This window comes from Endozoicomonas sp. ALE010, assembly GCF_049310165.1.
Classification (GTDB): domain Bacteria; phylum Pseudomonadota; class Gammaproteobacteria; order Pseudomonadales; family Endozoicomonadaceae; genus Endozoicomonas.
This window is the reverse complement of sequence record NZ_JBLYNV010000048.1, coordinates 14,439-28,830: the sequence shown is the minus strand read 5'-3', so window position 1 is coordinate 28,830 and position 14,392 is coordinate 14,439. Positions and strand designations below refer to the sequence as shown.

Annotated in this window: 11 protein-coding genes; 4 read left to right on the top strand and 7 right to left on the bottom strand. The window is 48.9% G+C overall.

Translation table 11 applies throughout. From position 1 onward, the window contains the following. The first annotated feature begins 453 nt into the window (after nt 1–453). Nucleotides 454–2,277, top strand: coding sequence for an ankyrin repeat domain-containing protein (locus tag ACO6UY_RS17715; RefSeq protein ID WP_422450588.1), 1,824 nt, complete (start codon nt 454–456; stop codon nt 2,275–2,277). 365 nt (nt 2,278–2,642) lie between these two features. On the opposite strand, the gene ilvN is transcribed toward ACO6UY_RS17715, so the two are convergent. The 3 genes from ilvN to ACO6UY_RS17700 all read right to left on the bottom strand — a co-directional run bounded on the left by ilvN (nt 2,643) and on the right by ACO6UY_RS17700 (nt 6,173). Then, on the bottom strand, nt 2,643–3,134 hold the full coding sequence (gene ilvN / locus ACO6UY_RS17710) for an acetolactate synthase small subunit (protein ID WP_101748023.1): 492 nt from the start codon (nt 3,132–3,134) through the stop codon (nt 2,643–2,645). After that, nucleotides 3,134–4,864 carry an acetolactate synthase 3 large subunit gene (locus tag ACO6UY_RS17705; protein WP_422450587.1) on the bottom strand — a complete coding sequence of 577 codons (1,731 nt, stop codon included), beginning with the start codon at nt 4,862–4,864 and terminating at the stop codon, nt 3,134–3,136. The genes ilvN and ACO6UY_RS17705 overlap by 1 nt, the downstream gene beginning before the upstream one ends. Before the next feature lie 559 nt (nt 4,865–5,423). Further along, nucleotides 5,424–6,173: a hypothetical protein gene (locus ACO6UY_RS17700; protein ID WP_422462669.1), complete on the bottom strand. Its 750-nt coding sequence runs from the start codon at nt 6,171–6,173 to the stop codon at nt 5,424–5,426. A gap of 384 nt (nt 6,174–6,557) precedes the next feature. On the opposite strand from ACO6UY_RS17700, the gene ACO6UY_RS17695 reads away from it, so the two are divergent. Beyond that, nucleotides 6,558–8,987 carry a hypothetical protein gene (locus ACO6UY_RS17695; protein ID WP_422490784.1) on the top strand — a complete coding sequence of 810 codons (2,430 nt, stop codon included), beginning with the start codon at nt 6,558–6,560 and terminating at the stop codon, nt 8,985–8,987. A 183-nt stretch (nt 8,988–9,170) separates the two neighbouring features. Next, complete coding sequence (locus tag ACO6UY_RS17690; RefSeq protein ID WP_422450584.1) at nt 9,171–9,683, top strand: hypothetical protein; 513 nt, start codon at nt 9,171–9,173, stop codon at nt 9,681–9,683. A 53-nt stretch (nt 9,684–9,736) separates the two neighbouring features. Here the strand turns inward: ACO6UY_RS17690 and ACO6UY_RS17685 are convergent, their stop codons facing one another. Genes ACO6UY_RS17685 through mrcB form a run of 3 tightly spaced genes read right to left on the bottom strand, consistent with a single transcriptional unit; the run spans nt 9,737 to nt 12,802 of the window. Then, nucleotides 9,737–10,048: a YqcC family protein gene (locus ACO6UY_RS17685; RefSeq protein ID WP_422450583.1), complete on the bottom strand. Its 312-nt coding sequence runs from the start codon at nt 10,046–10,048 to the stop codon at nt 9,737–9,739. Nucleotide 10,049: 1 nt separating this feature from the next. Beyond that, entirely contained in the window at nt 10,050–10,472 is a 423-nt protein-coding gene (locus tag ACO6UY_RS17680; protein ID WP_422450582.1) for a tetratricopeptide repeat protein, read from the bottom strand. Further along, nucleotides 10,469–12,802 carry a penicillin-binding protein 1B gene (gene mrcB / locus ACO6UY_RS17675; protein WP_422450581.1) on the bottom strand — a complete coding sequence of 778 codons (2,334 nt, stop codon included), beginning with the start codon at nt 12,800–12,802 and terminating at the stop codon, nt 10,469–10,471. Before mrcB ends, ACO6UY_RS17680 begins: the two co-directional genes overlap by 4 nt. A 453-nt stretch (nt 12,803–13,255) precedes the next feature. Between mrcB and ACO6UY_RS17670 the strand changes: the two genes are divergently transcribed. After that, nucleotides 13,256–13,522, top strand: a complete 267-nt coding sequence (locus ACO6UY_RS17670; RefSeq protein ID WP_066014644.1) for a TfoX/Sxy family protein — start codon at nt 13,256–13,258, stop codon at nt 13,520–13,522. 28 nt (nt 13,523–13,550) lie between these two features. Here ACO6UY_RS17670 and ACO6UY_RS17665 read toward each other — a convergent pair whose 3' ends face one another. Continuing rightward, on the bottom strand, nt 13,551–14,297 hold the full coding sequence (locus ACO6UY_RS17665) for a HesA/MoeB/ThiF family protein (protein ID WP_422490782.1): 747 nt from the start codon (nt 14,295–14,297) through the stop codon (nt 13,551–13,553). Nucleotides 14,298–14,392 lie beyond the last annotated feature (95 nt).

Below are 14,392 nucleotides of genomic sequence, written 5' to 3'. Positions count from 1 at the left end.
TTCAAGATTTCAAGATCTTCTTAATGCTATTCCGTTAAATAATTATCAACACAAAAGCAGTGAAATACTCGTATTAACGCTTTTTCAGCCAGTAACGGAAATTGCGTTGGAGATACATTTATGATTAGTAATAATTCTACATTTCAACCTCAATTCACCAATGAACGGCTAAAACAAGAAGAAATAATTTAACGAGAAAAAGGTACCCGGAATATTGCTGATGGCCATGCCAGCCTGGAAACCCACAATATAAAAAAATCTTTCAGAATGATATTTGTGTAAGTAGCTAACCAGGTAAATAAACCTGAAAACACCCTGGAAAAATGATTATCCTTTTCTACAGAGAAACTGAACTAATAGCTTATAGACCAATCTAACCACTCAGGCAGTTTTAAATCTGATTAATTAATTTGTCAATCATCTGTAACGTATTGAGGCTTTAGTATTTTAGTAATGAATAATGTCTATCACTGTAACCCGATACCAACTACTGCTGCCCCGTTGGTCTCTCAACCAGAAGATGTGGAAACTGAAAAATGCGCTATCTGCCTTGAAAACCCGGGTAACAGTGGTATTGTTGCGACGTTTCCCTGTACCCATATCTATCACAGTTGGTGCATTGATCAGTGGCTTACAGACTCAAAACATGCCGATTTCGGCTGTCCACTCTGTAAACGGAAAATTGCCCATTGTTTGTACTCTGAGAAGACGCCACTCCACGTGGCAGCTGCCAGAGGCCGGTCTGATTTTGTCGAGGGCTTGCTTGAACAGGGTGCAAACGCCACTGCCATCACCAAAGGCGGGATAACTGCCCTGCACTGCGCGGCTAGCAAAGGTGATGTAGCGACGATCAAGTGTCTTGTTAACCACGGTGCCGACATCAATGCCCTCACTCCCCCCAGGCACGGTGATACTCCCCTCCACCTTGCGATGTTAAATAGTCATGAAGCGGCCATAATTGCCCTTATTGACAGTGGCGCTGGCATTAATCACCTCGTCCCGGATGAAAGATGCCCACTTCACTTTGCAGCTGCAAAAGGTTTCCTTAATGTCATTAAGATTTTGCTTGACAAAGGCGCTGATATCACTGCCGGTAGCAGGACCCCCCTCCATTTTGCGGTAGAACATGGGCAACATGATTCCATTCGGCTATTGCTTGACAGGGGCGCTAATATTGATGCCCAAGCCTCATGGTTGCCAAAAGTGTTTAGGGTTGAAACGACAATACACCATTTTTTTAACATAGGAAGAATGAGGGAGAGAACCGATAAATCCACAGTAAGATACGGTGAAAGGGAATTCCACCGGAAACAGTACAAAAAAACACCACTTCACATTGCTATTGAGACCGGTCAGGTTGAGACCGTTGATCTTCTGCTGACCGCTGGCGCAGCCACCAATGTACTTATTGGCCGTGGCGAGACGCTATGGAGCTGGATAAACAGAGTAAACAAACTGACTACACCCATCATCAGGTCGTTAGCCAGTGCCCTGTGCCGCTCTGAGGCACCTTGTGACGATATGCGTGCCGGGTTGCTCAGTGAACTGATTAAAATCAATGACTGGAATTTATTCGACCAATTGCTAGCCAGAACTCCGGGGGCTGACATTAACACGCTTCATTATCCAGGCTCTTGTAAATCAGCCTTTCACGAGGTGATTATGGAGGGACAAAAAGACAAAATCCAGGCCATGATAACCCGGAGTGCTGACGTTAATACCCTTTACCATTCTGGATGGACGCCCCTGCACTGTGCAGTCTTCAGTCACCACGCACATGACGCCATTGAGGTACTGATTGCCTGTAAAGTTGACGTCAATGCCAAAAACAGCCGGGGACAAACACCTCTGCATCTTGCGGCTAAATCTGGTAAGTCAAAGGTTATTGATCAACTGATTGGCCATGGTGCTTTCGTCAATGCTACCACCAGCAGAGTGGATGTCACACCAGATGCGCTGGCAAAGGATGTTGGCATGATGACCCCCCTCCATTATGCGGCCATTGAAGGTCATTCAAATGCAGTTCAGCGCCTGATTGACCAAGGTGCCTCCACCAAAGACAGAGCCCAGAACGGAAAGACCGCCCTTGAACTTTCAGAAACTGTTCTAACGATAGCTCGAGAGAGCTTAGCGGTAGGCCGCACCCTTCATGCTATGTTCCCCTTTGGCAATCCGGGACCAGTCTTGAATAACAAAATAGCAGAAATCAAAACCTACTCAGGCATCGTCAATCTTCTGAAGGTTCAGACATCAGTAAATCTATCTGAGGACCTTTGATGTTGTTATTCAATCGGGGGCAAAATAATACCAATTCCACCTTCTAAATATGATAACGAGCAAGTCATTTTGGACCGCTGGGCAAGGCGGAATGACGAGTAATAGCAGGGCTATTGCGAGGAATTCCAACGAAGATCCAGCGGTTCAAAATGGCTGCGCAGTTCATATTTAGAAGGTGGAGTTGGTATAAGCAGCAGCAAGAGGAATAAAAGGCATGGCATCCTGACAACAACATGATGCTGGAAGTATTAGAAAGCAATCTTCCAAATAACTGAAATCCGGCTAAGCCAAAACTCCCCCATCAAGGGGCTTTGAATAATTTACCCCGAAGTCGGACTCCGGGGTAAAAGATTAACAGTCAGCGCTTAAAGAGATAACACTTTTTCCCCACGGGAAATACCGGTCACCCCACTTCGCACAACTTCCAGCACCTGTGCCTGACCAATGGCTTCAATAAAGGCATCCAGCTTTTCACCGGTTCCGGTCAGCTGGATGGTGTAGACAGAGCTGGTCACATCGACGATCTGACCACGGAAAATATCCGCTGTCCGTTTTACCTCAGCACGCAGTGGCCCACCGGCACGCACCTTGATCAGCATCATCTCCCGCTCAATATGAGCACCTTCGGTCAGGTCCACCAGTTTTACCACATCCACCAGCTTGTTCAGCTGTTTGGTAATCTGCTCAACGACCTGGGGATTGCCCTCCGTGGTCAGCGTCAGGCGGGACAGTGTCTTGTCCTCCGTTGGTGCAACATTCAATGTTTCAATGTTGTAATTACGCTGGGAGAAAAGCCCGACAATACGCGACAGTGCACCGGGTTCGTTCTCAACCAGGACAGAGATAATCCGTTTCATCAGGTCCTCTCCGTTTTGCTGAGCCACATATCGGCCATATTGCCGTCCTTGATCTGCATGGGGTAAACATGCTCACTGGTATCCACCTGGATATCCATAAAGACCAGTCGGTCTTTCAGCGAGAACGCTTCCTCCATGGCCGACGTCAGCCTGGCCGGATCGGTAATTCTCATGCCCACATGCCCGTAGGACTCCGCCAGTTTGACAAAGTCTGGCAGTGAATCCATGTAAGAATGGGAATAACGACTGTCATACTGCATATCTTGCCACTGTCGTACCATGCCCAGTGCCTGATTGTTCAGGTTGATGATTTTCACATTCAAATCATATTGCAGACAGGTAGAGAGCTCCTGAATATTCATCTGAATACTGCCCTCACCGGTGACACAGGCCACATGGCTGTCCGGGAATGACAGTTTTATTCCCATCGCGGCAGGCAGACCAAAGCCCATGGTTCCCAGGCCTCCGGAGTTAATCCAGCGGTTGGGCTTATCAAATGGATAATACTGGGCAGCAAACATCTGGTGCTGACCAACATCGGACGTGATGTAGGTGTCTTCACCCCGGGTTACTTCATACAGTGTTTCTATAACCTGCTGAGGCTTGAGAATAGTGCCGTCACCCTTGTCGTAAGGGAACAGGCCACCACGACCTTCACGCCATTCATTGATCTGACGCCACCAGCTATCGAGCGCTTCCTGACCAATACGGGTATCGGTCTCTTTTATCTGACGGATCATGGTGTCCAGTACCGCATCCACTGGCCCGACAATCGGCACATCCGCCGGTATATTCTTGGAGATACTGGCCGGATCAATATCAATATGAATGATCCTGGCATCCGGGCAGAACTTTGATGTGTTATTGGTCACCCGGTCATCAAAACGGACGCCCACTGCCAGAATCAGGTCCGCATTGTGCATCGCCTGGTTCGCGCAGTAACTGCCATGCATACCGAGCATACCGACAAACTGATGGTCCGAACCAGGGTAGGCACCCAGGCCCATCAGAGTATTCGTCACCGGTACATTCAATGTTTTCGCCAGCGCTGTGAGTTGTTCAGACGCCTTGCCCAAAATAACACCGCCACCGGCATAGATAATGGTTTTTTTAGCCTCTGCCAGCAGTTCAACCGCTTTGCGAATCTGGCCATTGTGACCTTTAACCGGTGGGTTATAGGAACGCAGCCGTACCTTTTGCGGGTAACTGTATTGGTACTTTTTGCCCGGGTCAGTAATATCCTTGGGGATATCAACCACAACAGGCCCCGGGCGACCGGTCTGTGCCAGATGGAAGGCTTTCTTGATGACCTCTGGAATATCTTCAGCCCGCTTGACCAGGAAGCTGTGTTTTACGATGGGTCTGGAAATACCCACCATATCCACTTCCTGAAACATATCACTGCCAATAAAGGCAGACGGCACCTGACCGGAAAGCACCACCATGGGGATCGAGTCCATGTAGGCAGTGGCAATACCGGTAATGGTATTCGTTGCCCCCGGACCAGAGGTTACCAGGGCCACACCCGGCTTGCCGGTTGCTCTTGCGTAACCGTCTGCCATATGGGTGGCAGCCTGTTCATGACGTACCAGGATATGGGTAATCGCCTTCTGCCGGAAAATAGCGTCATAGACGTGCAGCAGAGCCCCCCCCGGGTACCCGTATATATACTCGACTCCCTCATCTGCCAGTGATCGGACCACCATGTCCGCGCCGGATAATAGCTCCACTTGCTAACCCTCGGCTTTATTTGGAATGAATTTTTATATCGCCCCGAATTGCTGGCGCTATTAACATCTTCTGCCGCTGAATATCCCGACTCAATGCCAACAGTCCCTGAAACAGAGCGTGTTAGAAATTGGCGAACACGAAAAGGCATCTCTTAACGATCAGCCTTCACCAACAAGTGCAGCTCCGGGCTGCATGAGACTCACAATTCTGGCTTGCAGAAATGCTACATTCCTGTGCGGGTAGGAGCAGTGCACCAACAAATGATCTCAGCACAAGATCGAGAAGTCGGTACACTAAGGAACACTCTTATCTGAGCCGCAGATAAGCGGCATCAAATTGTCGCATAATTCCCAACGCAGCTTCTTGGGCGGCTTCAGGAGGTGCCATTTTTGACTTTCAGCAGCCATCCGTCAATACAAATACGGATTTTGCCTCGATGAACACGAATTTTTTTGTCACAGAAAGACGATAAATGACTAATGCAATAATGGAGAGTACGAGGTTATCGACGATTCCCGTCGTCGGGAGGAGCTCCTGTATCCATAGTCGTGCAGGTTTTTACCTTGTTTCTGAGTCACCAGGGTTTGACCGGTAAGGCTTTAGAAAATCGCTTAATATTGATAATTTTTCATCGTTGTCACTGCTGCTGCATTCTACGATTTCAGATAGCCTGCTGAGGGTATCGCAGTGATGCCTGGCAATCCTGTCAGATATATATTTCTGAACATTGACACTTAAGTCAGCTGGCTCAAAAGGTGACCCGTGTTGTTTGGATATCAGAACATACCTGTCATCCACCAGAGTCTGTGGAACGGTGGCACCGAAGAAACCCGAAGGATGCCAGCGGTTGCCATCCGAATACTCGAATATCATGTCATCAACATCGCGATCAAGGTCAGAACTGGACATCAAGTGGTTAAGTATCCACTCATTCACTTTTGGATTTGCAACAAAATAGATCTGCCTCTGGAGCTCGCAATCGTCGTCGCGCTTGTGACAAGTATCTGAGGAATCAACCATACTGCACATCTTCACAGCACTGGACAACTCTTCTTCAGAAAACCCATCCTGACGCATAAGGTTTTGTGCATATTCAGTGAATTGAACGCTTTTTACCCCATCAGCAGCGCTTCTGCTGGCATGGTAAACAATACACTTTGCATCGTCTGATAACTGCCGTTTAACTTGCTGGCTTATGTCATCGCTCAGTTTTATGTGTGCAGGTAATGAAGCCTCCCTGGGCCATAAAGTACTGGTTGTCGGAACCGTATCTCTGATGTGATTTTGCTCACGTAATTGAGACTGCACTGCTGCAACTGGCACTTGATAGACAGCTCTTGGTCCAACGGTAGCCGGGGAAACAGGGTGAGAATTACCGTCATTAGCAGGGAAACTGACGTCCGGTGTAAAAGGCCCAGTCAGATCAGCGAGATTCATAGACGTTAAACTCTCGGGGTTGCACGGGAATTACTGACTCAGACAGCCATTTTTGATGAACGTTCCTGCCCCGGGGAAAGAGAACTGCCGATACCTGTAGTGTAAAGGTGCATCACAACGATTTGTCCATGTACGTCACAGGCTGGCCAATCAAAACAGGCCAATATATCTGCTCACCCACTGCCAAATCCTGCCGATTTTAAACAGTTAATGTGTTGGCTCACGAACATTGGTCATGGAAAAGGCTACAGGGAAATGATGGCTCATCTTCAACGGTCAGGATTGATTCGCCGTAAAACCAGGTACCTCAAAGCAATCATGGCTGGCTGGAGAGCAGCAAGAGCAGGTTGGCAGGCAGCCCGGGAAAAGTACTCGCAGCATTATCCTGAGCATGGCAGATCGACCACCGCTCGCAAGGCATCAGGAGGGACATTTTCCCGGTATCTGAAACGTCGTGATGGCCAGTCACTTATCAGGCCTCTGAACTCAACGACGATGCCACATGAGCAATTCGAAAAGTATGAGAGGGAGCTACTGGCTGCCCTCAATGTAGAAGAGCAGCCTGAAACCCGAAATATTGCCATTTCCGGAGCCATTGGTGTCGGCAAAAGCGCGTTTATTCATGCATTCACCGAGCGTAATCCACAATTCAAGTACACCCGGATTTTTTTGCCACCGCTATCCGAAATCAATCCCCCCATTACTGGGGATAGCAATGAAAATGAGAAAGAATTATTAGAGCAACTTCTGTGCAGCATCACAGGCAAATTACCCGATGACATTAAGGCGCTGCAGCATAAACCCAAAGGCTGGAAAAAAGTCATTGGCGCGCTTCTGGCCTTATCGACCAGCTATTCCATTGCAACACTGGGCTATCTCAGCGGTAGTCTGGGCATTGATCAAAGTACAACGGTCAAAGCACTCCATCTGTATTTACCTGACCCGATGCTGGCCTTTGCCAAAAAGTATGCCCCATTATTAGCTGAACTCTCCTTATTCCTGGTGGGAACACTGGTCGTACTGTATCTATTTACGGGGTTACTGAAAACAGGCCAGAGAAAGAGGCGAACCCGGCTGGAGAACCGTGCAGACCGATCAGATGTCAGTCATTATCTCCATCAAATCAATCATGCCTTTAACCACGGCAGGTATGATGTGGTCATTGTTGAGAACCTGACAAGCCCTTCCCAGCAGACAGCATTGGAAACACTGTATTGTGTCAATGGCTACCTGAATGGCTCAGGCCATATTAAACAACCCGTCTATTTTATCTATCTCCTGGCGGACGAAATACTGACGGCTAGCGAACGTACCCGGTTTTTTGACCTGGTGGTTCCCATTATTCCCGCTCCCAATGCTGAACATACCGGCCCGGAACTGTATAAGCGGCTGAAAACCATCAATAGCCGTGGGATGGATAAAGCATTAATTTACAATGTTGCAAGCGCCATTGGCGACATGAAACTGATGACCAATATCGTTAATGAGTTTCATATTTACCTGGATCAGTTATCCACGGATTTTAAAGCGCCGAATAACAACAAGCTGTTTGCCATGGTCGTTATTAAGAATCTTTATCCCAAAGAGCATGCAGAATTAACCGATGGTATGGGGCTCTTTTGGACGGTGTTCCATGACAATAAACTACCTGGTAAAACGGTGGCCGAAACGCTACGGCAAGGCTTTATGGCGGATTCAGTGTTAAGAGCGCTGACTGAAGAACGCTTTGGCCCTTTACTTTACTTACTTATGAATGGGTATTTTGCTGAAGATTACCGGGACTATCTGTTTTATTTCTATCCAGATACTCCTTTCAATGGATATCCCATAGCTTCATGGCAACCGGCCACGCCCCTCCCACAATCCCTTGAGCATCAGGCGAGTAATTTCAGCCAGAAAAGCACTAACCAGAACAGCGGAGAGTATCTCAACGGCTACCTGCCCAATGACTTTCAAGTGGCCACACAGTGGCAAGTAAGCGAAGCTCTGGAAGTCTGGCAACATCGGGAGCTTGAGGCGAAAGAATACAGTTTACCAGACAGCAACGAAATCCACGATGCAACGTTGAACCAGCTACTCTCTGCATTCACTGACTTTTACCTTGAGCAACTGAACCTCACACATTTATCCCCAAGCCGGATTGAGATCATTATTCAGCACCCCAAGTGTCGGTTCTCATTGAAAAGCCTTGAGTGGCTGGCAAAAAGTGACAACCAGTTTAAGACAGACACCACCTATTACTACCTGCTACGTTTCTGGAACGAATATAAAGCCAATGCCGTGAGTACCGCTCAATTAACGGTTAATACCATTGTAAAATTATTATCCGGCAGCGAAATCAATATTGATGATAAGTTATGGCTCTGCAACCTGTTAAACCATGAAAATGAAATTGATAGCCGTATATTGGCTGCAATGCTTGCACCCATCACCTCACAGCCTGCCGAAAGCTTTACCATGAAAATCAGATTTGGCCGACTTGAAATGCTTATGGCAACCGCCAGAACACTACCGGAAAAGATTCGTTTACTGTCACAGCAGGTAAAATACCTATCCAGACAAGAGGTGTTAACACTGCTTTCACAGTTGGATATTGATGGTACCGGTCAACTTATGAAAGAAAATAACCACTTCTCACTATCCGGTACACAGGAGAATATTGAATTAATAAACGCGTTTAAGTGAGATTATCCTGTAGAGGCAGTTTTGGATAAAAAGATAAAAAATCTCGGGCATATATAAGATAGGGTATAAATAACCTGAAATTTAGATGAATTACCTTATCTTCCTGAATTTACATCAACAAGGAGAAACTACCGGTGAAAATATTGGTCTAAATAATGCTTTAATGACCTTTTAGAGGTAGCTATGGATTCTTCTGTTACTGGTTCAGTCCCCATCTTATATACACAACAAAGTCAATCAGTTGGTATTTCTTCTGCCGCAAGCTCAGAGCCAGAAGTTTCAAGATCACGGGAAACATTACTACCACCTCCTGATGCATTTAATTCAGAGCAGGTGCCAGATGACAAAAAAGCAGCTGACCGCACGATTCATCCACAACCGGAAGGGGAAGCCAGACCTCAACTGGCCGGTGCTGATAGTATGTCCTCCGTATTAGATTCATTTTCTAATATTGCAACAACATTACCAGCGGCAATATCAGCTCATGACCCGAATATCAGTGATTCTCAGCCAGAGGACAAACCACAAGCCCTGCAAACCTCACAGGCAGAACCTTCAACGGAAGCGTCAGAAATGGTTCCACAAGAGCATCAACCAGTCAGAGGCCGTACAGCTGCTATAGCCGACTTTTTTCGCAGCTGTTGTGGTATTCGGGATCGACATGCCAGTCATCCGCCACCAAGATCCGGCACCTGAATAACCAGCGCTTGCCTGCAGATTCCATCAGCCATTGACCTGCGACAGGCAGGTCAACTCATTAATCGATCAAACTGCTCAATAATCAGCAGCAGCTTTTCACTTTCCAGCCGTTCAAGGGGCAACGCCTCCTCTGCATAGGACTTGATATTTGAATCCTTTGGCAGAGTGCCGCCCCCATCCATGATAGCCCTGACGCGGGGAACAAATATCCACTGCAACCACTGGCTGAATGCCATGGTATCCATGCAAAAAGGTGTGGTGCTGTTCATGGCTTCAACCGACGGAGGCATGGGAAGCCAGACATCCTGCCTGCGCAGCTCTGACTCCATAGCGTCCAGCAAAACAATAACTTCTTCAGACATATCAGCTATTCAACGCACTTAACAAATGAGTGATTTTTCGTTCCAGCATAAAGCCCGGTCCCAGACTTAATGCCCTCTCAGCCAGTTGCCGGGACTGGGCAACATGCCCCTGATCCTGACGCAGCAGGGCCAGCTGGTAATAAACGTCCGGAGCCGTTGGGCCAATGCGCATCGCCCGTCCAAGTGCACTCTCGGCCTCATCAAACCTGCCAGCTTCCCGGGCATTCCAGGCCTGGTGCAATAATGTGCCCAGTGCATCCTGACGCTGTTCATAGGGTGATGATGCCACTCCAGGCTGTTCTTTCTGTATCAATACTGGCGTAGAGCAACCCGTCAGAACTGCGGCCAACAACAGCGCAACGAAAAGCCAGGGTGGAAAAGATACCACTTTGCCACACCACTCACAGATGGTGTCATACTTCATTCAAACCACCCTTTGATTTTGTCAAACAGAGAATCCTTCACATCAGCCTTGCAACCGGCATAGGCCTTTGGCTCAGAACCCTTGATATAGGGCAATGGTTTAGCGCCCTGACAATAGCGATGACTGCGACCATTTGCCGATGGATTTACCCAGACGCTGGTCACATTGCTGGCTCCCAGGGATTTTACCGATTGCATCGGCACATTCGACATAAAGTTACCCCAGATTTTCAAAGCACCACTGCTGCCAGTGAGTTTTGTCGGGCTGTTGTCGTCGTGGCCAATCCAGGTCACTGCCACCAGATCACCGGAGTAACCGGCAAACCAGCTATCCCGGAGATCATTGGTGGTGCCTGTTTTACCGCCCAGGGCAATACCCGGCTCAACATACTGATATACGCCGCGTCCCGTACCGTCAGCCATTACCATACCCAAAGCGGTACGCAGCAGTTCCATTGGCCCCGGCTGAAAAGCCCGCTCGACAGAAATACTGTACCGGCTGAGTGGCTTGCCCTGGCTGTCTACCACCGCATCGATCGCCCGCAACGGCATACGAAAGCCACCACTGGCGATGGTTTGGTACATCTTGGCAACCTCAATCGGTGCCATGGATGGAGAGCCAAGCAAGACCGAAGGATAAGGTGGTAACTCCTGCCCGATACCCAGCCTCTTAAGCGTATCCAGGACCGATGACAAACCAACCGCCATCCCGGTATTGGCTGCCGCCTGATTATAGGATTTCGCCAGCGCCAGATAGAGTGGCACCTGACCATGGGATTCACGGCTGTAATTCTGAGGTTCCCAGTAACCGCCACGACCATCACTGATTTTCACTGGTGTATCATGGACAGGCGTCGTTAATGTGTACTGACCGGGCCGTTCAAGCGCGGTTAGATAGATTGCCGGCTTCAACAGGGAGCCAACCGGTCTGCGTGCCTCAAGGGCACGGTTAAATCCGGCATACCCGGGGTTTCGATCGCCCACAACGGCAAGAAGATCCCCGGTCTGGGCAGAGCTAACCACCATGGCACCCTGAAGCTGATTGTCCTTACCCAGAGTCGTTAACGTGCTGGTAACACTGTTCTGGGCCTCCCGCTGAATCACCGGGTCCAGGTTGGTGAAAATTCTCAGCCCCTCAGAGGTCAGGTCCTTCTCATCATAATCCTTGCGCAGCTGCTCTTTCACCATATCGATATAGGCAGGAAAATCGTTGGTACTGACCAGTTCCCGACTGACAACGCCCAATGGCAACTTTTTAGAGCGTTCAACTTCGGCAACAGGCACGATGGATCGCTCAGCCAGGACATCCAGCACAAGGTTTCGTCTCGCCAGAGCGCGTTCAGGGTATCGCCTTGGATCGTACCAGGAGGGCCCTTTGACCATAGCCACCAGCAAGGCCGTGCGGGCCAGATTCAATTCCTTGAGAGGCTGGGCAAAGTAAAACTGGCTGGCCAGGCCAAAACCATGAATGGCCCGACGCCCGTGCTGCCCCAGGTAAACCTCATTTAAATAGGTTTCAAGAATCTCTTCTTTGCCGTAATGCAGCTCAAGCAGCAGTGCCATAATGGCTTCTTTACCTTTACGAACCAGAGTGCGCTCATTGGTCAGAAAGAAGTTTTTCACCAACTGCTGGGTAATGGTACTCCCCCCCTGAACAACCCCTCCGGCTTTCAGGTTGGCCACCATGGCCCGGGCAATGGAGGTGGGTGAGATCCCGACATGGTCGTAATAGTCCCGGTCTTCAATGGCCAGCAGGGCAGGAATCAGATACCGGGGAGTCTGGGCGGTCCGAATCAGCAGGCGGTCTTCATAACTGGCCGGATAAATACCACCAATGGGCTGTGGATCAAGCCTTAACAGTGGCAGGTTTTGACCATCCCGGTCCGCGAGGCGAATCACCTCATTACCTTGAAAGTCAACCTGCACATAGCGCGGTGGTTCAGCACCATCGGGAAAGTGAAACCCCCGGCTATAAATAACGAACTGACTGCCATTGCGGGCAAACGTACCTGGTCGTGCCACATCACGCACCGCCTGATAGCCCTGACGCCTGAGCTGGGACTGGAGATCACCGGGGGTTATCAGCTTGCCTTTATACAATTCAACAGGACGGGCAAATACCTTGGCTGGTATCGCCCACTTTTTCCCTTCAAACTGTTTAGTGACTACGGCATCCAGATAGACAGCGTAAGCACAAACCAGAACCACCAGCGTCAAGCCCAGCTTGAGCAGGATAGATTTCCACGGTACCGGATTGCCCTGCCTTTGCTTAGTGGATGACCGGGTCTTTTTGGCGGGCCTGCCTTTTTTAGTCGTCGATTTTTTTACCATGATGGCGATTATACGCTGGAGCCTGTTGTTGATCTTGTTCGGAAAACGAAAGTGATCGGGAAATGTCTATATTGTTTCCCTTCAGGAGGTATTTTGGTATCGAAAATGACGATTGATTAGCAAAGGCGCGACCCATGTCGCTTACCGTGGCTAAAAAATGGCTTTATCAGCCATCTGGTTGCCAGTACATGGCTTCAATTTGATGGGTTCCTTCTTTCAATGACTCCCAAGCTCCGTTCGTCCTGAGCGGAGATTGTACACATCACACTCATCGAAATGATGCACTGGAAAGTCCCAACAAGGCGTCAAAACACCATTGCGTCAGTAATAACTGATAACTCTATGGGAGGACTTCAAAAGTCTGGTCTATTCTTAAGGGAAAATGACTTCTGAGTTTTTAATAATCATGCTGTCTCTGGTACGGACGCTAGAGTTGAGTTAGGGATCCAGTACATGGCAACTGATCTGATCGAATTAAAAAACCTTGGCAAAACATCCGTACAATGGTTAAACGCTGTAGGCATCAGAACGCTCGAACAACTCCATGACGTAGGCTCTGTTGCAGCCTACTGCAAGGTTCGTGACCGTGGCTTTAAAGTTTCCAAGGTATTGCTTTACGCACTTGAAGGAGCCCTTATTGGTGCGCACTGGAATGACCTGGACCCGGATTACAAGGCCCGTCTGTTAGAGGCAGTAGAAGACAGTCCTCCACCACCCTGACACCTCCCTCGCAAAAGTTTGACGCTATTTACACCCGGCTGCAGACAGGACACTCCGGATCTGCCTGCAGCCCCATGGTCTGCCAATCCATGGTCATCGCGTCAAAAATCATCAAACGACCGTTCAATGTTTTGCCAAATCCGGCAATCAGTTTGATGGCTTCCAATGCCTGCATTGTGCCGATCATTCCGACCACTGGCCCCAGAATTCCCGATTCAGAACAGCTGAGGTTTTCATTGCTCTGCTCATCGTATAGACACCGGTAACAGGGAGCACCTGGCTGACGACGATCATAAACTGTCAGCTGGCCGTTAAGCCTGATGGCGGCACCACTGACCAGGGGAACAGAGGACCTGACACAGGCAGCATTGATGGCAAACCGACTGGTAAAGTTATCGGTACAATCCAGAACCACAGTCGCTTTTCTCACCTGCTCTGACAAGCCTTCACCTGCCAGACATCCATGGATGGTCTCAATCTGAATACTGTCATTGACTGCCGACAGCCGGGCCTGTGCAGCGGAGACTTTTGCAGCCCCCAGATCATCGGCACAATAGAGGGACTGCCGCTGAAGGTTGCTGGTATCCACCGTATCCGGGTCAACCAGCACCATGTGTCCCACGCCTGCTGCTGCCAGATACTGAGCTGCCGGACAGCCCAACCCACCCAGGCCAAGAATTAAAACGCTTGATGACAGCAACCGTTCCTGCCCTTCGATATCAACCTGGGGCAGCATAATTTGTCGGCTATAGCGGAGTAACTGCTCATCATTCATGGATGGTTGCTGTCCTTATAAAAAATAGCTTGAAAGATAGGCTGCCTGTAACCATCAGGAAATCCGGCACTTAAGTGAAGTATAAGGAGAGCATC